A 22,601-nucleotide genomic window follows, 5' to 3' on the forward strand; every position below is an offset into this window, starting at 1 on the left:
TGAAAAAATGGTGTGGTTATGTAATATAGGTTGGTATTAATTAACATAGAGAGGAAGAAATTAATGTCAACATTGGTCATCATAACTCATCCAGATATTGATAATTCAACAGTAAACAAAGCTTGGAAAGAGAAACTTGCAGATAGTGGAGAATTGGCTACAATTCATGAACTGTATGCGACATACCCAGATGGGAAAATTGATATAGCTAAAGAGCAAGAACGTTTAGCTGCTCATGATAATGTCGTATTCCAATTCCCTTTATATTGGTATAGTTATCCGCCATTATTAAAACAATACTTTGATGAAGTGTTCACTTATGGTTGGGCGTATGGTTCAACAGGTAACGCGTTGAAAGATAAAAAGTTTGCAGCTGCAGTTTCTATAGGATCACCTGAGTCGGCGTATACTACAGAGGGAAATGTACAATATACAATTGATACACTGTTATCGCCATTAAAAGCAACGGCAAGATTCGTAGGTGCTCAATATGTCGCTACACATAAACTATATAGCACTTTGAATATTGATTCAGAATTACTAGAAGCTAATCAGCAGGACTATGCTACTTTTGTCCAACAATTAAGCGAATAACTCATATGTCTAGGTTAAGTATATTACGATGTTGGTAATAACTTAAGCTAGACTTTTTTTATTTCGTGTTTTGTTACTATGAAAGCGTATTCGAAATATATATAATGAACATAAATACAAAATAAAACTTTGAGGGGTAAATATGATAAAAGCAATCGCAGTTGACATGGATGGCACATTTTTAGATAGCAATAAGAACTTTGATGAAACGCGTTTTAATCGTATATTCCAACAATTACAACAACAAGAGACAAAATTTATCGCTGCAAGTGGAAATCAATATGCCAAATTACGATCGATATTTGGAGAACGTGACATGTTCTTTATTGCAGAAAATGGGGCGGTCATTTATAACGGCAATGAACTATATGATTATACAGCTTTTGATTTTGATGTTTATAAAACTTTAATTGATTATATACATTTCGAACGAGGCATGTCAGAAATTATTGTGTGTGGTCTGAAAAGTGCATACATATTAAAAAGTACAGACGATAAATTTAAAAAAGATGCACATTTCTACTATAGACAACTACAGGAAATAGATTCGTTTGAGACTTTGCCTGAAGATGAATTTGTTAAAGTTGCCTTTAACATTAATAGACAAACGCATCCAAAATTAGACACAGAGCTAGAAGAAAAATTTAACAATGACATCGGCCTTGTTTCAAGTGGACGGGACAGTATCGATATAATTATTCCAAATATGACCAAGGGTAATGCATTAAAAAGGTTGCTCACTAAATGGGGCTTATCTGCTTCGCAACTCATGGCCTTTGGAGATGCCAATAATGATTACGATATGTTGGCACTAGCAGCATATAGCTATGTTATGCAAAACAGTGAAGATCAAACGTTATTTGATGTATCAAATTATGTAGCACCTTCAAATGATGAGCAAGGCGTGTTAACTGTTATTGAAGAAAAAGTACTCATAAATAAATAATTTAATGTTGTAACGATTTTATATAAACATATCATTTTAAGCATACGTCATTTATCCATTATACTAACGTTAGTGTAATTTAAACATGAAAGGGTGGCAACAAAGTAATGGCGAATATAAAAGAGACAATTTTAGATGCGTTTCAATTTAGACATGCAACGAAGCGATTTGATGCAACTAAAACTGTAAGCGATGATGATTTTAATACTATATTAGAAACAGGACGTTTATCTCCAAGTTCTTTAGGTTTAGAACCTTGGAAATTTATAGTGATACAAAATCGTGAATTACGTAATAAATTAAAAGAAATCAGTTGGGGAGCGCAAGGTCAACTAGACACAGCAAGCCATTTCGTATTAATTTTGGCACGTAAAAATGTGACTTCTAAATCAGATTATGTGCAACACATGATTCATGATATTAAACAATATGACCCTTCAACAATTCCTGCAGTCGAAGAAAAATATGATAACTTCCAAACTAATGCACACATTAATGATAATGAACGTACATTAGTCGATTGGGCCAGTAAGCAATCATATATTGCATTAGGTAATATGATGACTACTGCAGCGTTTTTAGGTATTGATTCTTGTCCTATTGAAGGATTTGACTATGATAGTGTAACGGAATTATTAGCTGAAGAAGGTATACTAGATACGGAACATTTTGTGCCTGCCACAATGGTAGCATTTGGTTATAGAGAAACTGAACCAAAAGCAAAAGTACGTCAACCACAAGAAGATATTGTAGAATGGTATCAATAATCACAACTGACCTAGAAATAGGTCAGTTTTTTTAATACAACATATAGGGTATAACATTACTAACAAAGGCAAAAAGGGGTAGTGATTATGAAGTTGAAATTATTTGATGTTGGTGATGATGAAGCACCCTTCGTTGAAAAATGGGAAGACGAGAATAATGTAACGGTAGATTATGTACCAGATTCACTTACTCGTGAAAATATTGATGAGGTTTCTGGATATGATGGTTTATGCCTAAGTCATAATGGCCCATTCGATAATAGTTTACTGAAAGATTTAAAAAGCATGGGAATTAAACAAATTGCACAAAGAAGTGCAGGGTATGATATGTATGATCTAGAAACAGCGACAGCAAATAATATTAAAATTACTAACGTACCAAGTTATTCTCCGAATTCCATAGCAGAGTATGCAGTTACAGGCGCGTTATATTTTGTTAGAAAAATACCGACTGTACAACAACATGTTGCTAAACAGGATTTTAGATGGCAACCAACCATTATGGCCCGTCCAATTAAAGGACTCACTGTTGCTGTAATAGGCACTGGTAGAATCGGTTATATTACTGCTGAATTATTTCATCATATGGGATGTAATGTTATTGGTTTTGACATACAAACTCATCCGCAAGCAGAAAACTTTATTACATATAAAAACACGGTACAAGAAGCGGTTAAAGATGCAGACATTGTAACTGTGCATACACCAGCTACAAAAGACACTATAAATATGTTCGACCAAGCATTATTTAACTACTTTAAAGAAGGAGCGATTTTCATTAATTGTGCGCGTGGCGTACTTGTTGATACTAAAGCATTGATACATGCATTAGATACGAACAAGTTAAGTGGGGCAGTTATTGACACTTATGAAAACGAAGCAAGTTACTTTAGGAAAGACTTTAGTTCAAGCGAAATTGAAGATGACTTATTACAATCATTAATTAAACGAGATGACATACTGTTGTCTCCGCATATAGCATTTTACACAAATGAGTCTGTTGAGAATTTAGTAGAACGAAGTTTGAATAGCACAATGGAAATCATACGACATGGAGATTCAGAATATGTAGTAAATAAATAACAGCATAGATAAAAGTGCTAACAATTAACCTCGGATATGAGATGACATTGTTAGCACTTTTTATTGATTATTAGTTTGGCACTACCGATGTATTACTATGAAGGGTAACTGAAATGCCTTCAGGACTAGTTAAATTTTTGTTCGTCGCGTTAGGTTTATAAATATCAATGTGAGCAAGACCTAAACTTTGATCACTATCAATTCTTTTTTTATTAGATTGCCACGTATTTACAGCGATATGATGATGATAATTATTAGTAGACATAAATAAGGCTTGTGGAAATTTAGAGATATGTTGAAGCCCTAACTCATTAATATAAAATTGGCGAGCGTCTTCGAGATTTGCCGTTTTCAAATGTAAATGGCCAATTTGGGCTTGGTTTGGCATACCGTTCCAACCGTCTGCTGTACGTTGAGCTAATAAATCCTCTACGTCAACTTGTAGCGTATCCATTTTTACAAATTCATCTTGCCATTGCCATGTTTCTGGGGCGCGGTCGTAATAAATTTCAATACCATTACCTTCAATGTCGTTGAAGTAAAGTGCTTCACTGACAAGATGGTCACCGCCACCAATTTGTACACCTTGTGAAGAAGCAAAATGTAAAAAATTAGCTAAGTCTGCCCTAGTAGGCAATAATAGTGCGATGTGGAATAAACCGGCTTCGGTTACGGATGGTCTACGTGGGTTGTCAATTTGTTGAAGCGTTAAAGTATGACCACCATTACCTATGGCTAGAACAATTTTATTTGATTGTTCATCTATTACTTTTAAGCCTAATAGGTTTGTGTAAAACTGAGTCATCTGTTCTATATTTTGTACGTTTAGTGTTATACCTGTTACTTGAGTAGCAGTTTTATCATGAAATGTCATATGCATACCTCTTATCTATTTACTTGTATTTATTTTTGATACAAGTTAAATTTATAACAATTAGAAAGTTTAGTCAATAAATAAGTGTGGTTAGTCAAATGTTTTAATAAATATTATGTAATATTATTTTAGTGTTGAATAAAAGTAAATGAGTAATTTAACTTTTTCGATTACTATTGTGTTATTATGAAACGTAATAATGAGTAAAGGGGTGGGCGTATGGATGTGTTTTTCAAACTTGCTTGGTTTTTTAAAGCGCAAAAGAAATTTTATATTTTAGGACTTTTTATGTTGCTGTTCATCGCATTACTAGAACTGTTACCACCTCAAATAATTGGTAAAACAATAGATGGTATTACGAAGAAGACATTAACTCCCCAGTTACTTACAATATATTTAATTATTTTAGTGGTAGCCGCGGTTTTAATATACATAAGTCGCTATATTTGGCGTATTTCAATTTTTGGGACAAGCCAAAAACTAGGTAACATTTTAAGAAGATATTTATATCACAAATATACTGAAATGAGTGCTCAATTTTTCCAGAAAAGGCGTACGGGTGACTTAATGGCCCATGCGACAAATGATATTAATGCTGTACAAAATGCAGCTGGTGCAGGGATTTTAATGATTGCTGATTCATTAATAACTGGTGGTATGGTTATTATCACTATGGCTATTACTATAAGCTGGCAATTAACGCTTATAGTCTTAATTCCGTTGCCTATTATGGTTTTATTAACACGTTACTATGGTCGATTGCTTAGCAAAGGGTTTAAAAAAGCTCAGGCAGCATTTAGTAGATTGAATGATAAGACACAAGAAAGTGTTGCTGGAATAAAAGTGACTAAAACATTTGGCTATGAAAAAGAGGATCAGGCAGATTTTCGTAATCTAAGTGATGACGTGGTTAAGAAAAATTTAACTGTTGCTAAAATAGATTCGCTTTTCGATCCTACAATCATGTTAGTGTTTGGTACAAGTGAGTTTTTAGCCATTGCCTTTGGTTCACATATGGTTTTTACTAAAACAATTACACTAGGACAACTCATTACCTTCTCTACATATTTAGGCATGTTAGTGTGGCCTTTGCTTGCGTTAGGCCTCTTTTTTAATATAGTCCAAAGAGCGAAAGCTTCTTATGAACGTATTGATAATATATTAAACACACCAAACGCTATTGATACTTCATATACTATAGATAAAAAACCACAAGGTACCATTCAGTTTAATATTCCGACATTTCATTATCCTGGCTATGAGTCTAGAGGTTTAAAGGATGTATGTTTTACGATTGAAAGTGGGACGACAGTAGGTATAGTTGGTAGAACAGGTTCAGGAAAAAGTACGTTAATTAAGCTACTTTTAAGAGAATTTGATACGTTGCGACCAGAGGATATCACATATAACGGCAATCCTATAGCTTCTTATAGCCGTAGGGCTTTAAGAACACAGTTTGGCTATGTGCCTCAAGAACATTTCCTATTCTCGACAACAATTCGAAACAATATTGCATTTGGGGATATAGATGTTCAAGACCAACAACTTTATCATGTAAGTAAGATGAGTCATATTCATGATGATATCGTTGCGTTTCCAAAAGGCTACGATACAGTTGTTGGTGAGCGTGGCGTATCATTATCAGGTGGACAAAAACAACGTATATCAATTGCCCGTGCCTTATTGTTAAATCCGGAAGTGCTTATATTAGACGACTCTTTATCGGCGGTGGATGCACAAACTGAAGAAGCTATATTAACCAATTTACAATCATTAAGAAGCAAGAAAACGAATATTATTACTGCACATCGTATGAGTGCTGTAAAAGATGCAGATTTAATTTTAGTTATGGAACAAGGAACAATTGTTGAAAGAGGCACGCATATACAACTTATGCAAAATAAAGGTTGGTATTATGATACCTACACTGCGCAAGCGTTACAATCCAAATATTCTCAAAGCTTAGATGACTTGACGAAGGGGGATGGTCAAGATGAGTGAGATGATTAAGTTATCTGCTAAGCAACAAAGTGCCACGATTAAACGATTGTTTAAATACACCGTCCCTTATAAAGGTACCATTGCACTTGCGTTTATCATGCTCACTATTTCAACAGTAGCAAGCATGATAGGGCCTTATTTGATTAAAATATTTTTAGATGATTTTTTAACACCGAGACATTTCCCGGGGAATAAATTGACATTGCTTATAGCGATATTTATTATTGTGCAAATTTTAGGCGCAATAGCGACGTACTTAAATAGTTATATGTTTCAATACTTATCTTTTAAAGTCATACAACAATTACGGATAGATGCATTTAATAAACTTGGAAAACTGGGTATGCGTTATTTCGATAAAGTACCCGGCGGTAGCATTGTTTCACGTTTAACTAATGACACTGAAACGATAGTAGATATGTTTATCAATGTATTTTCATCAGTACTAATGGCTGTGTTTATGATGATATCTAGCTATATAATGATGTTTGTGTTGGACGTAAAACTCGCACTCATCGCACTTGTGTTTATGCCCATTATTTTTCTATTATTAGCAATTTACCGAAAATACTCGGCCATGCTTTTTAATAAATCAAGACAGTTATTATCCGACTTGAATACAAAATTAGCAGAATCTGTTGAAGGTATGAAAATTATACAAGCCTTTAATCAAGAACGTCGACTCAATCGAGAATTTAATGATATTAATGATGAACATTACGGTTATATGCTTAAAACTGTGAAATTAGATAGTATTTTATTAAGACCAGCTATTAGTATGATTTCAATTTTAGCTACTATCGTAATTTTAGCTTATTTTGGCATTATTAGTTTTAATACTTCAATAACTGCGGGTGTTGTATTTGCGTTTATTCAATATATGGAACGATTTTTCGAACCGGTTAACCAAGTAAGCCAAAATTTGAATGTGCTACAACAAGCGCTCGTGTCAGCTAGTCGTGTATTTAAACTTATAGATGATGATACTTATGAGCCACCACAAGATACACATGCTAATTATGCTATTACTGAAGGTAAAGTTGAATTCAAGAATGTAAGTTTTAGTTATGATGGAGAAACGCAGGTGCTTAAAAATATTAGTTTTACCGTTAATCCTGGTGAAACTGTGGCGTTAGTTGGTCATACAGGTTCAGGAAAAAGCTCAATTATTAACTTGTTTATGCGTTTTTATGAATTCGAGCAAGGACAAATTCTAATAGATAATCAATCTATCAAAGAGCTAAATAAAGCAGAAATGAAAAGTAAAATTGGTTTAGTGCTCCAAGATGCTTTTATATTCTATGGCACTGTAACATCTAATATTAAGTTGTATCATCCAACGATGACATTTGAACAGGTCAAAGCAGCTGCAGCATTTGTTAAGGCAAATCAATTTATTGAACGATTGGACAACCAATATGAACATGCCGTTATTGAAAAGGGTAGTGCATTTTCGAGTGGCGAAAGACAACTCATCGCTTTTGCGCGTACCATGGCAATGGACCCTAAAATATTAATTTTAGATGAAGCGACGGCCAATATTGATTCTGAAACTGAAGAACAAATTCAACAGTCATTACGTCAAATGCGCCGAGGAAGAACGACTATTGCCATCGCTCACAGATTGTCAACGATACAAGATGCAGATCAAATACTCGTGTTAAATCATGGCGAGATTGTTGAAAGCGGGACACACGAACAACTTATTGCTCAAGACGGTATTTATAATAATATGTATCGTTTACAAAATGGTTAAAACAAATTAATAAGTAAAAAGGCAGTATCTTTCAATTTACGAAAGATACTGCCTTTATCGTTTCGAAGACATTTAGTTATTAATTAGCCTGCGTATACATCTTGGTATTCATCATGTTTCTCTATTACTTTTTTAGCAAATGGACAAGAAGCACTCACTTTTAAATCATTGTCGCGAGCATATTTAACAACTGCGCCTACTAATTGTGATCCTATGCCTTGGCCACCTAGTTCATCAGGTACTCCAGTATGATCGATATCAATTTGATTATCATTTACCGTTACGTATGTGATTTGAGCTTGAGGGTCATTTTCGTTTTCGCCAATGTAAAATTTATTATTACCTTGTTTAATTTCAGCCATATGATTACCTCCCGATATAATTACTACTACTTTAAGTATATCACCGATAGGCATTTTTCAAACACTGATAAATTAAATGTCATGGTAAATCCGAGTCTTACTATTGATATTATAAAAAAAGAAGTTTATAGTTTTAACGGAATAATAGCGAGTTGGAGGGGCAAATTTTGAGGAAAGTAGTTTCACTTTTAGCTTTGGTACTCATATGTGTAATATTAAGTAGTTGTAGTTCTCAAAGCAAGCAGCATAAAACCATAACTAAAGATAACAAATTAAATATTTACACTACAGTGTTTGCTTTCCAAAGCTTTACACAACAAATAGGTGGCAAATATGTACATGCACAGTCGATTTATCCACCAGGTGTTGATACGCATTCTTATGAACCAACACAGCGTAATATGATAGATATAGCTAAAAGCGATTTATTTATATATACCAGTGATGATTTAGACCCCGTTGCTCATAAAATAGCTTCATCTATTCGTAATAAAGGTATTAAACTGCCTGTTGCACATGGGTTGAAGCATTCGAATTTATTGCCGGGTGATGAAGACGACGAACATGAAGAAAGTCACGGTGGTCATAATCATGCGGGGGAGAGTAATGATCCTCATGTATGGTTAGACCCGGTCTTAGATCAACGTTTTGCGTTAAAAATTAAAAATAAGTTAGTGCAAAAAGACCCTAAACATAAAGCATATTATGAACACAACTATCGCCAACTAAAAAATGATTTGAATGGTATTGATCAACAGTTAAATAAGGTTACTAAGCATCCTAAAAGAAAAACTATCGTTATTTCTCATGATTCATTAGGATATTTAGCACATCGATATCATTTTAAACAAGTAGGCGTGACAGGAATGAATAATGAAGATCCGAGCCAACAAGAAATAATATCAATTATTCATAATATTAAACAAACACACCAACCGTATGTACTGTATGAACAAAATATTTCATCTAAATTGACCGATATTATTAAAAGGGAAACAGATACGAAACCTTTAAGCTTTAATAACTTGGCAACGCGTAATAAAGATGATAACAACAACGTTAAATATCAAAAAATAATGCAGCATAATATCGAAACGTTAGATACTGCATTAAATAAATAATTATATTAAAAGAACATCGCAGCTATTTACAATCAATAGCCGCGATGTTCTTTATTTATAGATAGATTTTAATCATAGCGAATATAAGATACTGTTGTATTATAATATTCTTCGAAACCATGAATGCCATCTGCGCCACCTAAACCAGATTCTCTCCAGCCAGCATGATAACCGTTAACTACTTCTTCGGCCTCACAATTAGCATATACTTCACCGAATTTAAGTTGTTCAGTTGCTGACATGACTTCTTTTAAATTTTCAGAGAAGATATAAGAAGAAAGGCCAGCATTAGTATGATTAGCTAGATTAATCGCTTCTTCGAAATCAGTATAAGTTACGATTGGAATAACTGGTCCAAAGATTTCATTTTTGAAAGCTTCATCTTCTGGATTTACATTATCTAAAATAGTTGGTGCATAATAATAACCGCTACTTTCTATTTTATGGCCACCCGTTACTAACTTAGCGCCATTATCGACGGCTTGTTTAACTTTGCTATCGATACTGTCTAGTTGTTTTTGATTGATAATGGCACCGTAATCGGTATTTTCATCAAATGGGTCTCCAACTTTTAATGCTTTCATTTTTGTTGTTAATTTAGCAACAAAGTCATCATGAACCTCGTCATGAACAAGTATTCTTTCAGGACAAGTACACACTTGACCAGCATTATTTATTCGTGCTGTAACTATATAATCCACTGCTTTATCAAGATTTGCGTTTGCAGTCACAAGTACAGGTGCATTACCACCTAATTCTAAATTGACTTTTTTAACATTACTAGCACTATTTTCAAATACCGATTTACCGGCTTTCATACTTCCTGTTAATGAAATAAGTTGTATATCAGGATGTTGAGCCAATTGCGTTCCAACTGTTTCTCCTGTGCCAGGTAATATTTGAACTAGGCCAGCTGGAATTGTAGATTGTTTAAATAGTTGCGCTAATTTTAAAGTAAGCAATGATGTTTCTTCACTAGGTTTAATAACGACAGAACAACCGGTAATTAGCGCTGGGATGACTTTACGCATTAAGACTAATATAGGCGCATTCCATGGCACAATACCGGCTGTGACACCGATAGGTTTTTTCGTTAACTGTATCGTTTCATTTTCACGGGTGTTCTGTAATACTTCGCCTTTGTTAGACATGCTTAAACTTGTCATATAGTCTATAAATTGTATCGCTTTATCAATCTCGCCAATGGCTGAGGATAAAATTTTACCTTGCTCTTTTACGTAAAATTCTGCTATCTCATTCTTGTTTTGTTCTAATAAAGGAATTAGCATTTTAACGTGTTCCGCACGTTTGGGTTGTGTTACTTTTTCCCACTCTTGTTGTGCATGTTTAGATTTTTCTACTGCCTCATTTACTTCCTCAGCAGTTGCAAACGTAATCGAATCAAATGTTTCACCAGTAGCTGGGTTTATAACATCCATAGATTCTGTTGATTTGCTTTCGATGAATTCATTGTTTATAAATAATTGGTTCATTTACGACACCTCCACATCATTTAAATACCACGAAATAGCACCTAGGAAACCGAAATAAGGTGAAAGAGAAAGTTAACTATAGGAAGTCGGTATATTTGTTATACCAAAAGTGTTGACATACTTTTATGGGCGTCATATAATTATCTCGAATTCGAAATAAATAGGAGGTTGATAATACAATGGACCGAACGAAAGCGTCACTTAATTCATTTGTCGGATTAAATCGTACTTTAGATTATTTAGAGCAGATAGTGCGTGAAGATATTAAACAGTATGGTTTAAATGTGACTGAGTTTGCAGTGTTAGAATTATTGTATAACAAAGGCGATCAACCTATTCAACGCATACGTCAACGTGTATTAATAGCTAGTAGTAGCATAAGTTATGTTGTTGATAAATTAGAAGAAAAGGGTTGTGTAGCACGTGTGAAAGATCCTCAAGATAAACGAATTTATAATGCAACTTTGACTGATAAAGGCCGTTCGTTAATGAATCAAATATTTCCACAACATGCTCAAACGTTAACATCAACTTTTGGAGTATTAACAGAAGAAGAGTTAGATGACTTACAACATATATTAAAGAAATTAAGTGCTCAGACTAAATAAAGTCATAGCACTTTAAAAATAATTATTTATATCTCGAAATCGAGATAAATTTATGGAAGAAGGTTTTTTAAAATGACAAATAATCAATTACTAGGTATTCATCACGTAACCGCAATTACAGACGATGCAGAACGCAATTATAAATTTTTTACTGAAGTATTAGGTATGAGATTAGTGAAGAAAACAGTTAACCAAGATGATATTTATACGTATCATACATTTTTTGCTGATGATGTAGGGTCACCAGGAACAGACATGACATTCTTTGACTTTCCGAACGTACCAAAAGGCGTAAGTGGCACAAACTCAATTTCCAGACCTTCATTTAGAGTACCAGATGATAATGCGTTAGCGTATTATGAACAGCGTTTCAATGACTTTGGGGTCAAACACGATGGTATACAAACACTATTTGATAAAAAAGTATTGCCTTTTGAAGAAGCTGACGGACAAGTTTATCAACTTGTATCTGATGAAAATAATAGTGGTGTAGCTCCTGGTAAACCATGGGCAGAAGGTCCAGTGCCAGCTGATAAAGCAATTTATGGTTTAGGTCCAATAGAAATTACAGTTAGCTATTTTGATGAATTTAAACAAATTCTAGAGGGGCTATATGGCATGGTAACTATAAATGAAGATGAAAACGTCGCGTTACTCAATGTTGGAGAAGGCGGTAACGGTGGTCAAGTCATTTTAAGACATGATCAAGAAAGTGATAGTGCAAAACAAGGATATGGTGAAGTCCATCATGTTTCATTTAGAGTGAAAGACCACGATGCTATCGAATCATGGTTACAAAAATATCAAAACCAACATATTGGCAATTCAGGACTTGTTGATCGTTTTTATTTCGAAGCATTATACGCACGCATTGGTCATATATTAATAGAAGTTTCAACTGATGGTCCTGGATTTATGGGGGATGAACCTTATGAAACACTTGGAGAAGGCTTATCATTACCTCCATTCTTAGAGGAACAACGTGATTATATAGAATCGCAAATCAGACCATTTGATACTTCTCGTCATCATGAATAAGACAATTAGCGATTATAAATATTTGAATTTAATTTTAGGAGCTGATGTTAATGGAACACATTTTTAGAAAAGGCCAAGAAGGTGCGCCAACTTTCTTGTTATTACATGGTACAGGTGGAGATGAAAAAGATTTATTACCATTAGCAGAATCATTAAATGCTGATTATAATATTTTGAGTGTCAGAGGTGAAGTTTCTGAAGGCGGTATGAATAGATTTTTTAAACGTCTTGGTGAAGGTCAATATGACGTTGAAGATTTAAACTATCGTACACAGCAGTTAATTGAATTTATAAAAGAAGCGTCAGAGCAATATGATTTTGATTTAGCTGAAGTAATACCTGTAGGATTTTCTAACGGCTCTAATATTGCTATTAGTATGATGTTAGATGGTGCTATTTCGTTTAAAAAAGCGTTGCTCTATGCGCCACTTTATCCATTAGAAATCAGTAGTGACCATGATTTTAGTGATGTAACACTATTATTATCAATGGGGGAAAATGACCCAATAGTACCAGTTGAACAAAGTGAAAGATTAGAACGTATATTCACAGGTTTAGGCGCTGATGTAAAAACAGTATGGGTCAATAGCCATGAATTAACTCCAGCAGGTGTGTATTTTGGTAAAGAAGTCTTAGACAAATAATTTTAATGTGCTGTTAATTTGGAAATGCCTTATATGTTGGTCTATAATTTAATATGGTTTTAGAATTTATTAAAAAGGATGAGTTATATGCCACAAAATACAGCTTTATTAGTAATGGATATGCAAAATGGCATCGTCAACGGAATAGAGAGCAAAGATAAGATTATCGAAGCAAATCAACGCGCGATAGAAAAGGCACGTCAACAAGATATTCCGGTAATATTTGTGCGTGTAGCATTTTCACAAGGATTATTAGAAATTGCACCGAATAATAAAATGTTTGGGCCAATGCGTGAGCAACAAGCGCCAATGGAAAGAGACAGTGAAGCGACTCAAATTCATCCTGCTTTAAACAGACAAGAGCAAGAGCCAATCGTTACAAAACACCGTATCAGTGCATTTACAGGTAGTAATTTAGAAGTATTATTAAGAGGATTAGAAGTACGCCATATTGTGTTAACTGGTTTGGCTACAAGCGGCGTCGTATTATCTACATCAGTAGAAGCAGCTGATAAAGATTTTGATATTACTATTTTAGAAGATGCTGTTGGCGACAGAGAACAAGATAAGCATGAATTTTTAATAGAACGTATTTTACCTAGATACGCAACGATTACTAGTGTTGAAAATTGGTAATTAAAATAACAAGTGGGACTGAATTTTAATCATTTCAGTCCCACTTTTTTATGTGTATTAATTTAAGAAACGGTCATGCATTAATTCTTTCAAAATCTTAATTTTTTCTTGAATTTGTTGGCCAGTATTAGTATCGCGTATTTGTTTACGATTTAATTCCTTATCGACAACACGACGTGTAGATAATTCATCTGCGCCGTTAAGCAATACATGCTTTTTGGAATTGAAATGTTGGTGTGCGACAAGTTGCATACCAAAGGAATTGTATAACAATGTGTAACCGGCAATACCTGTCGTTGATTGATAAGCTTTAGAGAAACCACCATCAATAACAATCATTTTACCATCGGCTTTAATTGGGTTTTCTCCATCAATCTCTTTGACTGGAGTATGGCCATTAATGATATGTGCCTCTTCAGGGTCTAATCCGAAGTCTTTTAACATTTTTTTACACATTTCTACGTCTTCACGTAGGTGATAATATGGATTCTTAGTTTCTTTATGCGCTGCTTTGTCAGAGATGAAATAACGTTCAAATGTTGTCATTGCACGTTTGCCAAATAAAGAAGAATATTTACCAGTCCATAAATACCATACTAAATCTGTAGCTAAATCATCTTGAGTATCTTTGTCGTTAAAAGCTTTACGTACATATTTTTCGAAATGGTCTAATAAGTCACGGCCATAATGTTTTACACCGTCTATCGTCATAGATTCCATTTCGCCATTTTCATCGACAGGAATACAACCATGAATTAATAAATTACCGTTATATGGAAGGTATAAGTTGCCTTTTTGCATTAAGAAAGTCATATGACGTTTTAATTTTTCGGATTGTTGTACGGATAATAATAATTTATCAATAACTTCAGTTTCTTCATCTGTTAATTTATTAGGATTTGTAGGGTCAATGGTTTGGAAACAAGTATGTTCTAAGTCATAAGTTTTGCCATATAGCGTAGCACGATTATTGTCATAGTCAATACTTTCTAATACAAGGCGTTCGTCCATATCGAAACATGGGCGACGTTTAATAATAGGCGCTTCTAATTTAAATTGAATTATAGCAATAGCTTGATGAATTTTAGTAATTTGATCAATCTCTCCTGGAGTTGATTGTTCATCATCAGCTGTTTTATTTTTAGGTTTAAAAGCTTTGTTATCACCACTATAATGTTTTTCAGCGAAAGTTAATAATGGACGTAAATTTATGCCATAGGCGTCTTCAATAATATCTAAATTATCGTAACGTGCGCATATTCGTAATAGGTTTGCTAAACAAACTTTAGAACCTGCATAAGCTCCAATCCAAAGTACATCGTGATTACCCCATTGAATGTCAACTGAAGGATAATTGATTAATGTTTCCATAATTTTATCCGGTTCAGGCCCACGGTCGTAAATATCACCAACGACGTGTAAATGGTCAACAACGAGGTGTTGCACAGTAAACGATAAACCAATAATTAAATCATCTGATTGTTCTAATTCAATAATTTGTTTAATCAGTGTATCGTAATAAGATTTTTTATTATTGTATTTGTTACTTTTATATAGTAATTCCTCAATAATAAATACGAAATTTTTAGGTAATGATTTACGCAATTTTGTACGTGTATATTTCGATGATGCATATGTAACTAATTTGATTAATCTATTGATGGTTGTCACATACCATTCATTAAGGTCGTTTTTTGATGAAAATGAATTTTTAACGAGGTTAAGCTTTTCTTCTGGATAGTAAACTAAAGCAGCAAAGTCGTTGATTTCTTTTCTCGTTAACGTATCTTGGAAAATGTCATGGATTTTGGCACGTACATTTCCAGAACCATTACGTAATACGTGTTGGAAAGAATGGAATTCACCATGTAAATCACTCACAAAGTGTTCAGTGCCTTTAGGTAATTCTAATATTGATTCTAAATTTATAATTTCAGTTGCTAACGCTTCTTTATTATCATAATTTGTCGCTAACAAGTCTAAATATCTACTTTTAATGCTCTTTTCAGTCGATTTTTGCATTGTCGTCACTCCATTTACTTAGTTCAATTTATTTTAACATGATTAGTTAAACGCTTACATGTTTATTTTAATCACTTCATTTCTTATTATAAGACGAATCGTCGTTATTTTCTAAAAAATAAACTAGAACATTGAGAAATCTAGCTTATTATTATTAATTTGCTTATTAAAATATATAGTGAGTAACATAATTCCATATATGTTACTCAAATATAAAAAATATTGTATTAAGGTAGTATTTTTTATGCATGATTTCAAAACAGAGCAAATTTATACATTTAAACGTTAACAAAAGCATAAATAAACAAAGAAATTTTATTGTGATTAAATGCTTATATATCAATGTTTTAGAGTGGAAATGTGATGTTGATGAAAGAGAATTTTACACATAAATTTCCAAAAGGTATTTTAAAAAGGTGAGTGCTTTTGTATAATAATGTTATGTAACAAAATTATAGTCAAAGGGGATGTTGCTGTGTTTACATTGGGAAGTACTTTAGCAAGTCAGGTTAATCCTGATTGGCGTACTTATATTATGTTATCGGTGTATTTCATTATTTTACTAGTTATTGGTTATTATGGATATAAACAAGCAACTGGTAACATTAGTGAATATATGCTCGGTGGTAGAAGCATAGGTCCATATGTTACTGCGCTTTCTGCTGGTGCATCTGACATGAGTGGTTGGATGATAATGGGGTTACCAGGTGAAGTTTATACAACAGGTCTTTCTGCTGCATGGTTGGCAATTGGCTTAACATTAGGCGCATACATAAATTATATCGTAGTTGCACCTAGACTACGTGTATATACTGAAAAGGCAGGGGATTCAATTACCCTACCTGACTTTTTTAGAAATCGTTTAAATGATAAATCAAATGTGATTAAAATCATTTCTGGTGCAATCATTGTAATTTTCTTTACATTGTATACGCACTCAGGCATGGTTTCTGGTGGTAAATTATTCGATAGTGCATTTGGTCTGAATTATCATTTTGGTCTTATTTTAGTTGCAGCTATTGTAATTGCATATACTTTCTTTGGTGGATATTTAGCTGTATCAATTACAGACTTCTTCCAAGGTGTAATTATGTTAATCGCAATGGTAATGGTACCGATAGTTGCAATGATGCAATTAAGCGGATTAGATACATTATCTAATGCGGCGGATTTAAAACCAACAAACTTAGATTTATTTAAAGGTACAACTGTAATAGGAATTATTTCTTTCTTCTCTTGGGGATTAGGTTATTTCGGACAACCTCACATCATTGTACGCTTTATGTCTATTAAATCCGTTAAACAATTACCAACGGCTCGTCGTTTTGGTATTGGGTGGATGGCAATTAGTTTAATAGGTGCCGTTTTAGTAGGTTTAGTAGGTATCAGTTTTGTTAACGATAAAGGTTTAGAATTAAAAGATCCAGAAACATTGTTCATTTTAATGGGACAAATATTATTCCATCCTTTAGTCGGTGGATTCTTGCTTGCGGCTATTTTAGCGGCAATCATGAGTACAATTTCATCACAATTACTTGTAACATCTAGTTCACTAACAGAAGACTTTTATAAGTTATTCAGAGGTGAGCAAGCAGCTAAAGAACATGAAAAAGAATTTGTGTTAGTTGGTCGTTTGTCAGTGGTTTTAGTTTCAATCGTTTCAATTGCGATTGCCTGGTCACCAAATGACACGATTTTAAACTTAGTTGGTAATGCTTGGGCAGGTTTCGGTGCTGCCTTTGGACCATTAGTGTTATTATCATTATATTGGAAAGGTTTAAGTCGTACTGGCGCTGTCAGTGGTATGTTAGCAGGGGCAGTCGTTGTTATATTATGGATTGCCTTTGTAAAACCAATGGGATCAATTAACGATTTCTTTAACTTATATGAAATCGTTCCTGGTTTCTTAGCTAGTTTAATCGTAACAGTGGTTATTAGTAAAATTACTAAAAAACCAGATCTTGATGTTGAAGCTGATATGAATGATGTTAAACAAATTATTAAAAATACTTAATTTTGTTACATATGGTGTTAATTGAATTAAAGGGGTTTAAATCTTTTAATACCATTATTAGGGAGAAATTAATATAACTTGTGTGATTAAATGAACGTTTATATTGCTAAAATGTAAGGGGCATATTAGCGATTTATAACAAGTTTTTGTACATTGTTAGTAGCCATTTATAATGAATATTAATTATTATAAATAACAAACAATGTTTCAATTAAACAACCTAACAGATAACGCATCTGTTGGGTTGTTTTTTATTTTTTTATATAAAATATAGTTCAATATTTAAAATTATAATGATATAAAGCGAAAACTTTGTTAAGTTGATGTTGTACATAATAATTAAATTAATTAAAAAACGAGGGTTAATATGAATAAGTTATTAGAAGTCGAGCATTTGGAAAAGTCGATAGCAAATTCAGAGTTTAAAATAAAAGATATCTCTTTTGAAGTGAATGAAGGGGAGACGGTAGCTTTAATTGGTAATAACGGCTCGGGTAAATCCACTACGATTAAAACAATAATGGGGGATTATATTAAAGATTCGGGTGTAATTAAATTTTTTGGTGACGAAGTCGGACAAGATGATTATACATATAAAAATAGTGTAGGTGTCGTTTTTGATGAATTGAAACTGACTAAAAAATTACCTATTGGTAGAGTGAATTCCATAATGAAAGCTATGTATGAATCGTGGCATACTGAGCAATTTTTAAAGTTGCTTAATTTCTTTAACTTGCCTGAAAATCGTCGGGTGGAAACTTTATCACGTGGTATGTCGATGAAACTAGCTATTGCCATTGCATTGTCTCATGATAGTCGTTTACTTATTCTTGACGAAGCGACGGCTGGTCTTGATGCTTCGAGTAGAGAACAAGTATTAGAGCTACTAGAAGACTTTGTTGATCAAGGTAATGGCATCGTCTTGTCTTCTCATATATCTGAAGATATCGAAACAATAGCAGACCGTTTAGTGTTTTTACGAGACGGTGCAATTGTTATGAATGTGCGAAAACAAGAATTATATGATGATTATGGAATTGTAGAAATGACTACGGATGAATTTAATCAAATAGATAGCAAAAGTATTTATGCATATCAAGAGCGCAAAGGTCATATTAAAGCCTTGGTTAACAAAAATACAACCGATTATAAAGTGAAGCATATTAATAATATCGATCAAGTTACGAAAATATTAATGAGAGGTGAAACAGTATGAAGGCATTAATATTGAATCAATACTATTCGTCAAGGACGCAAATTTTTATTTACTCTGCATTGACGATAGTAATAGCTATTTTCTTTACTGCTTTTAATAATAATCCTATAGGTGCTGCGATATTTACTTGTGTTTATCCAGCTTTAGGCGCGATGGATTATTTGAAAAAGGAAAGTGCGAGTGATTGGTTAAAATATGCCATTACGATGCCAGTAAAAAGAAGAACGATAGTAAACACACACTTTCTAGTACATCTCACGCTTGTGTTAATGGGTTTTATTGTTTCACTCATTGTTATTTCAATTTTAAAAGCATCTTTTGTTACTGGATTGAGTACTTCTTTTGTAGGATTAGGTTTTGCGTTGCAAATGTCATTGATTTATCTATTAACTTATAAGTTTGGCTCTGAAAATTCTAATGGTATTTATCTGCTTGGTATGTTGTTTTTATTCGTGATTTTAGTTGTGTGTATTATTTTATCGGCTATTCTCCATAACAATCATATTGCCTTACTTACACATTTGGCATTAAATAGTTATTATTTAATACTAAGTATAATAATTGGTTTGATTGTATATTATTTAAGCTTGAAACATTTTGATAATGCAGATTTTTAAAGATAGACCGATTGGAATTTTTCAATTTCAATCGGTTTTATTGATGATTTTCGTTGGAAAATCATAGGGTTCGCTTTCATGGGAGATAAAGATGAGGATGTATGCTGTTTAAGTAGTTATTTATTTTGAGCTGCGCTTTCCTACGGGAAAGGCTCGAGCCTTTAGTCTCGAGACACTTTCTATTCCGTCAGGAGTCTTGCTCAAAATAATGTTGGTTCAAGTAAGAAGAAAAGTAAGCGTTAATTTTTATGGTTGATTTGAGTAAACCTAAACTTCATTTATTGTCTTAATTTGAATAGTGATATTAAATTATATATATCTGTTTTGAGCTGCGCTTTCCTACGGGAAAGGCTCGAGCCTTTAGTCTCGAGACACTTTCTATTCCGTCAGGAGTCTTGCTCAAAATAATGTTGATTTAAGTAAGAAGAAAAGGAAGCGTTAATCTTTATGATTAAAGTATATGTATTTATTTTTGACCGATGTTTTTTACAGGCAAGGCTCGATAATGTAGTGTCGAGCCATTTTCTATATCATTAGAAATAGTCAGTTTTTAATGGATAAATAAAAAGCAACTGCTATTTAATCTTAAATAGCAATTGCTTTATAAATGTTAGTGAATGTTATTTTACTCTGCGACTTTTTAGTAGATGGTAAATGAAATAAACTACAATAATAAATAGGATTATATACATAATAAATGAATAAGTGTGTAGTGCATTCATTAATACATCCCAACTGCCACTTAGTAATTTTCCTAAATAAATAAGTAGGAAATTCCAAATCGTAGTACCTAATAGTGATAAAAACATAAACTTCACTATGTTCATTCTGTTGATACCTGCAGGAATAGTAATTAAAACTCTTAATACTGGGATGAATCTACATATTAATACGGCCCAAGCACCGTAATGCTTAAACCAATCATTTGCTTTAGCTACATCTTTGCCTCTAAGTTTAATCCATTTACCATACTTATCTACAAAACGATATAAACGCTGTTCGGAAACAAGTCTACTAATATAATACAATATTAATATTCCAAAGAAGGAAGCTACTGTTGATATAATAAATAAGACCGGAATTGATAAATCGGATTTTTCAGAAAGTAAACCTGCAAACGTTAAAATAATTTCCGATGGTATAAATGGTAATATATTTTCGAATAAAATTAAGATCGCTATGGCAGCATAACCCCATGAACGAATAAATTCAGTTATTATTTGTTCCATACCTTAATAAAAATCTCCTTTTAAAATTACATAGACCATAATAGTCAACTACCCACTAATTATAAGCTATTTTAATATGAAATGTATAACATTATTGTAGATGAATTATAAAAATACCTTGAAGAGACTATTCTAGCGCTAGCGATAAGAAATATAAGATTTTTTATTAATACAGATAAATTTATTGAAAAACTTATTGTAAACGCTTACACATTGTGGTAATATCATAAAAAAAGAATAAACAATAGGTCATATGATGAGTGGTCTAAGAGAAAGTTGGGTAATTATGAAAGAAAAAAGAAGTAACGTGAGATGGTATTTTGCCATCGCATTCTTTGTTATAGGGATTATCGCTTATATGGATAGATCTAATATATCTGTTATAGCAAAACCGATGATGGAAGATTTACATATGAATAAAACACACTTCGGTTTACTGGCATCATTATTCTCACTAGGATATGCATTAATGCAAGTACCTTCAGGATTTTTAGCAGAAAAATATGGTCCTAAAAAGATGTTGTCTATTGCATTAGTGTGGTGGAGTGCCTTCACAATTTTAACAGGTGTTGTTAAAAACCACGGTTTGCTTTATACAGTTCGTTTCTTATTTGGTGTAGGGGAAGCACCAATGTATCCATCCAATGCGGTGTTTAATTCATTCTGGTTCTCTAAAGGTGAAAAAGGACGCGCATCTAGTATGTTATTAGCTGGTTCATACTTTGGACCAGTAATCGCACCAATTATAACGATTGCAATTTATAATGCTTTCGGATGGCAAGCAGTATTTTATATTTTCGGTGTAGTTGGCTTTTTAATTGCAATTTTATGGTCAATTATTGCTAAAGACTTGCCAGAACAACATAAAATGGTTAATGAAGCAGAGAAAGAATATATCATGAATAATCGTGATGTAGTTTCTACTGAAAAATCAGTGGCACCTTGGAATAATTTCTTAAAAAGATTTAGTTTTTACGCTCTAGCAGCACAATATTTTGTAGTACAGTTTGTAATCTCATTGTTCTTGATTTGGTTACCGACGTATTTAACAGAGCAACATGGGGTACAATTGAAAGATTTAGGATTCGCTTCAGGCGCACCATGGTTAGTAATGTTTATTTTAATTTTAACTGCTGGTACTGTATCAGATAAAATTTTACAAAATGGTAAATCTAAATTTATGGCTAGAGGTGTCATAGCAATTACAGGTTTCGTCGTATTCTGTATCGCATTATTCTTCGCACTGAAAACTGACAATCTTGTAGCAAACGTAGTATGGTTATCACTATGTTTAGGTGGTATCGGTATTTCAATGGGTATGAGTTGGGCTGCAGCGACTGATTTAGGTCGTAACTTTGCTGGAACAGTTTCTGGTTGGATGAACATGTGGGGTAACATTGGTGCCTTACTTAGTCCGTTATTAGCAGGCTTCTTTGCAGATAGAATTGGCTGGAATAACACGTTAATGCTTATCATGGTTCCAGTTGTATTTGCGATTGTTATGTGGTTCTTCGTTAAACCAGACCACTCATTAGTTGAAAATAAGACACAATAATTGATTATTTCTCACTTTGATAATA

General features: G+C 33.2%; 20 protein-coding genes. 15 read left to right on the forward strand and 5 right to left on the reverse strand.

What is annotated here, in order from left to right:
- Positions 1 to 63 precede the first annotated feature (63 nt).
- From ISP08_RS02405 to ISP08_RS02420, 4 genes are all read left to right on the forward strand, one after another.
- The gene (locus ISP08_RS02405) at positions 64 to 594 is read left to right on the forward strand and encodes an NAD(P)H-dependent oxidoreductase (protein WP_195719235.1); all 531 of its coding nucleotides are present in this window, start codon (positions 64 to 66) and stop codon (positions 592 to 594) included.
- A 142-nt stretch (positions 595 to 736) separates the two neighbouring features.
- Entirely contained in the window at positions 737 to 1,540 is an 804-nt protein-coding gene (locus ISP08_RS02410) for a Cof-type HAD-IIB family hydrolase (protein WP_195719236.1), read from the forward strand.
- Positions 1,541 to 1,647: 107 nt separating this feature from the next.
- Positions 1,648 to 2,307 carry an NAD(P)H-dependent oxidoreductase gene (locus tag ISP08_RS02415; RefSeq protein ID WP_195719237.1) on the forward strand — a complete coding sequence of 220 codons (660 nt, stop codon included), beginning with the start codon at positions 1,648 to 1,650 and terminating at the stop codon, positions 2,305 to 2,307.
- An 87-nt stretch (positions 2,308 to 2,394) separates the two neighbouring features.
- Positions 2,395 to 3,390: a D-2-hydroxyacid dehydrogenase gene (locus ISP08_RS02420; protein WP_229294158.1), complete on the forward strand. Its 996-nt coding sequence runs from the start codon at positions 2,395 to 2,397 to the stop codon at positions 3,388 to 3,390.
- A gap of 70 nt (positions 3,391 to 3,460) precedes the next feature.
- Here ISP08_RS02420 and ISP08_RS02425 read toward each other — a convergent pair whose 3' ends face one another.
- Positions 3,461 to 4,264, reverse strand: a complete 804-nt coding sequence (locus ISP08_RS02425) for a VOC family protein (protein WP_195719238.1) — start codon at positions 4,262 to 4,264, stop codon at positions 3,461 to 3,463.
- Between the two features lie 219 nt (positions 4,265 to 4,483).
- Here ISP08_RS02425 and ISP08_RS02430 point away from each other — a divergent pair, with 219 nt between their 5' ends.
- Together ISP08_RS02430 and ISP08_RS02435 are read left to right on the forward strand one after the other, a co-directional pair.
- On the forward strand, positions 4,484 to 6,265 hold the full coding sequence (locus ISP08_RS02430; protein WP_195719239.1) for an ABC transporter ATP-binding protein: 1,782 nt from the start codon (positions 4,484 to 4,486) through the stop codon (positions 6,263 to 6,265).
- Positions 6,258 to 8,021, forward strand: coding sequence for an ABC transporter ATP-binding protein (locus tag ISP08_RS02435; RefSeq protein WP_195719240.1), 1,764 nt, complete (start codon positions 6,258 to 6,260; stop codon positions 8,019 to 8,021). The genes ISP08_RS02430 and ISP08_RS02435 overlap by 8 nt, the downstream gene beginning before the upstream one ends.
- Positions 8,022 to 8,104: 83 nt before the next feature.
- Here the strand turns inward: ISP08_RS02435 and ISP08_RS02440 are convergent, their stop codons facing one another.
- Entirely contained in the window at positions 8,105 to 8,383 is a 279-nt protein-coding gene (locus ISP08_RS02440; protein ID WP_048793896.1) for a GNAT family N-acetyltransferase, read from the reverse strand.
- A 167-nt stretch (positions 8,384 to 8,550) separates the two neighbouring features.
- On the opposite strand from ISP08_RS02440, the gene ISP08_RS02445 reads away from it, so the two are divergent.
- Positions 8,551 to 9,504 (forward strand): metal ABC transporter solute-binding protein, Zn/Mn family, encoded by a 954-nt coding sequence (locus ISP08_RS02445; protein WP_195719241.1) that lies wholly within the window; start codon positions 8,551 to 8,553, stop codon positions 9,502 to 9,504.
- Between the two features lie 68 nt (positions 9,505 to 9,572).
- Here ISP08_RS02445 and aldA read toward each other — a convergent pair whose 3' ends face one another.
- Positions 9,573 to 10,997 carry an aldehyde dehydrogenase gene (aldA, locus tag ISP08_RS02450; RefSeq protein ID WP_195719242.1) on the reverse strand — a complete coding sequence of 475 codons (1,425 nt, stop codon included), beginning with the start codon at positions 10,995 to 10,997 and terminating at the stop codon, positions 9,573 to 9,575.
- 179 nt (positions 10,998 to 11,176) lie between these two features.
- Here aldA and ISP08_RS02455 point away from each other — a divergent pair, with 179 nt between their 5' ends.
- The 4 genes from ISP08_RS02455 (at position 11,177) to ISP08_RS02470 (ending at position 13,923) form a co-directional block, all read left to right on the forward strand.
- Positions 11,177 to 11,605: a MarR family winged helix-turn-helix transcriptional regulator gene (locus tag ISP08_RS02455; protein WP_195719243.1), complete on the forward strand. Its 429-nt coding sequence runs from the start codon at positions 11,177 to 11,179 to the stop codon at positions 11,603 to 11,605.
- A 72-nt stretch (positions 11,606 to 11,677) separates the two neighbouring features.
- On the forward strand, positions 11,678 to 12,643 hold the full coding sequence (gene mhqE / locus ISP08_RS02460) for a ring-cleaving dioxygenase MhqE (RefSeq protein ID WP_195719244.1): 966 nt from the start codon (positions 11,678 to 11,680) through the stop codon (positions 12,641 to 12,643).
- A gap of 50 nt (positions 12,644 to 12,693) precedes the next feature.
- The gene (gene mhqD, locus ISP08_RS02465; protein WP_195719245.1) at positions 12,694 to 13,287 is read left to right on the forward strand and encodes a methylhydroquinone degradation carboxylesterase MhqD; all 594 of its coding nucleotides are present in this window, start codon (positions 12,694 to 12,696) and stop codon (positions 13,285 to 13,287) included.
- Positions 13,288 to 13,374: 87 nt separating this feature from the next.
- Positions 13,375 to 13,923: a cysteine hydrolase family protein gene (locus ISP08_RS02470; protein WP_195719246.1), complete on the forward strand. Its 549-nt coding sequence runs from the start codon at positions 13,375 to 13,377 to the stop codon at positions 13,921 to 13,923.
- Between the two features lie 57 nt (positions 13,924 to 13,980).
- Here ISP08_RS02470 and ISP08_RS02475 read toward each other — a convergent pair whose 3' ends face one another.
- The gene (locus tag ISP08_RS02475; RefSeq protein ID WP_195719247.1) at positions 13,981 to 15,945 is read right to left on the reverse strand and encodes a fructose-1,6-bisphosphatase; all 1,965 of its coding nucleotides are present in this window, start codon (positions 15,943 to 15,945) and stop codon (positions 13,981 to 13,983) included.
- A 535-nt stretch (positions 15,946 to 16,480) separates the two neighbouring features.
- Between ISP08_RS02475 and putP the strand changes: the two genes are divergently transcribed.
- From putP to ISP08_RS02490, 3 genes are all read left to right on the forward strand, one after another.
- Positions 16,481 to 17,959: a sodium/proline symporter PutP gene (putP, locus tag ISP08_RS02480; RefSeq protein ID WP_229294184.1), complete on the forward strand. Its 1,479-nt coding sequence runs from the start codon at positions 16,481 to 16,483 to the stop codon at positions 17,957 to 17,959.
- Between the two features lie 367 nt (positions 17,960 to 18,326).
- On the forward strand, positions 18,327 to 19,175 hold the full coding sequence (locus tag ISP08_RS02485) for an ABC transporter ATP-binding protein (protein WP_195719249.1): 849 nt from the start codon (positions 18,327 to 18,329) through the stop codon (positions 19,173 to 19,175).
- On the forward strand, positions 19,172 to 19,792 hold the full coding sequence (locus tag ISP08_RS02490) for an ABC-2 transporter permease (protein WP_195719250.1): 621 nt from the start codon (positions 19,172 to 19,174) through the stop codon (positions 19,790 to 19,792). The genes ISP08_RS02485 and ISP08_RS02490 overlap by 4 nt, the downstream gene beginning before the upstream one ends.
- Positions 19,793 to 20,412: 620 nt before the next feature.
- Here the strand turns inward: ISP08_RS02490 and uptA are convergent.
- Positions 20,413 to 21,021, reverse strand: coding sequence for an undecaprenyl phosphate transporter UptA (gene uptA, locus ISP08_RS02495; RefSeq protein WP_195719251.1), 609 nt, complete (start codon positions 21,019 to 21,021; stop codon positions 20,413 to 20,415).
- A 286-nt stretch (positions 21,022 to 21,307) separates the two neighbouring features.
- On the opposite strand from uptA, the gene ISP08_RS02500 reads away from it, so the two are divergent.
- Positions 21,308 to 22,576: a pyruvate MFS transporter gene (locus ISP08_RS02500; RefSeq protein WP_048793163.1), complete on the forward strand. Its 1,269-nt coding sequence runs from the start codon at positions 21,308 to 21,310 to the stop codon at positions 22,574 to 22,576.
- Positions 22,577 to 22,601: the final 25 nt, after the last annotated feature.

This window comes from Staphylococcus lloydii (assembly GCF_015775975.1).
GTDB classification, from domain to species: domain Bacteria; phylum Bacillota; class Bacilli; order Staphylococcales; family Staphylococcaceae; genus Staphylococcus; species Staphylococcus lloydii.

Excerpts from the sequence above, each read along its gene's own strand:
- aldA (WP_195719242.1), bottom strand. The coding sequence starts at position 10,997 with ATGAACCAATTATTTATAAACAATGAATTCATCGAAAGCAAATCAACA.
- ISP08_RS02430 (WP_195719239.1), top strand. The coding sequence starts at position 4,484 with ATGGATGTGTTTTTCAAACTTGCTTGGTTTTTTAAAGCGCAAAAGAAA.
- mhqD (WP_195719245.1), top strand. The coding sequence starts at position 12,694 with ATGGAACACATTTTTAGAAAAGGCCAAGAAGGTGCGCCAACTTTCTTG.
- ISP08_RS02440 (WP_048793896.1), bottom strand. The coding sequence starts at position 8,383 with ATGGCTGAAATTAAACAAGGTAATAATAAATTTTACATTGGCGAAAAC.
- ISP08_RS02500 (WP_048793163.1), top strand. The coding sequence starts at position 21,308 with ATGAAAGAAAAAAGAAGTAACGTGAGATGGTATTTTGCCATCGCATTC.
- putP (WP_229294184.1), top strand. The coding sequence starts at position 16,481 with ATGTTATCGGTGTATTTCATTATTTTACTAGTTATTGGTTATTATGGA.
- ISP08_RS02485 (WP_195719249.1), top strand. The coding sequence starts at position 18,327 with ATGAATAAGTTATTAGAAGTCGAGCATTTGGAAAAGTCGATAGCAAAT.
- ISP08_RS02435 (WP_195719240.1), top strand. The coding sequence starts at position 6,258 with ATGAGTGAGATGATTAAGTTATCTGCTAAGCAACAAAGTGCCACGATT.
- uptA (WP_195719251.1), bottom strand. The coding sequence starts at position 21,021 with ATGGAACAAATAATAACTGAATTTATTCGTTCATGGGGTTATGCTGCC.
- ISP08_RS02425 (WP_195719238.1), bottom strand. The coding sequence starts at position 4,264 with ATGACATTTCATGATAAAACTGCTACTCAAGTAACAGGTATAACACTA.
- ISP08_RS02420 (WP_229294158.1), top strand. The coding sequence starts at position 2,395 with ATGAAGTTGAAATTATTTGATGTTGGTGATGATGAAGCACCCTTCGTT.
- ISP08_RS02470 (WP_195719246.1), top strand. The coding sequence starts at position 13,375 with ATGCCACAAAATACAGCTTTATTAGTAATGGATATGCAAAATGGCATC.
- ISP08_RS02410 (WP_195719236.1), top strand. The coding sequence starts at position 737 with ATGATAAAAGCAATCGCAGTTGACATGGATGGCACATTTTTAGATAGC.
- ISP08_RS02490 (WP_195719250.1), top strand. The coding sequence starts at position 19,172 with ATGAAGGCATTAATATTGAATCAATACTATTCGTCAAGGACGCAAATT.
- ISP08_RS02405 (WP_195719235.1), top strand. The coding sequence starts at position 64 with ATGTCAACATTGGTCATCATAACTCATCCAGATATTGATAATTCAACA.
- ISP08_RS02415 (WP_195719237.1), top strand. The coding sequence starts at position 1,648 with ATGGCGAATATAAAAGAGACAATTTTAGATGCGTTTCAATTTAGACAT.
- ISP08_RS02455 (WP_195719243.1), top strand. The coding sequence starts at position 11,177 with ATGGACCGAACGAAAGCGTCACTTAATTCATTTGTCGGATTAAATCGT.
- mhqE (WP_195719244.1), top strand. The coding sequence starts at position 11,678 with ATGACAAATAATCAATTACTAGGTATTCATCACGTAACCGCAATTACA.
- ISP08_RS02475 (WP_195719247.1), bottom strand. The coding sequence starts at position 15,945 with ATGCAAAAATCGACTGAAAAGAGCATTAAAAGTAGATATTTAGACTTG.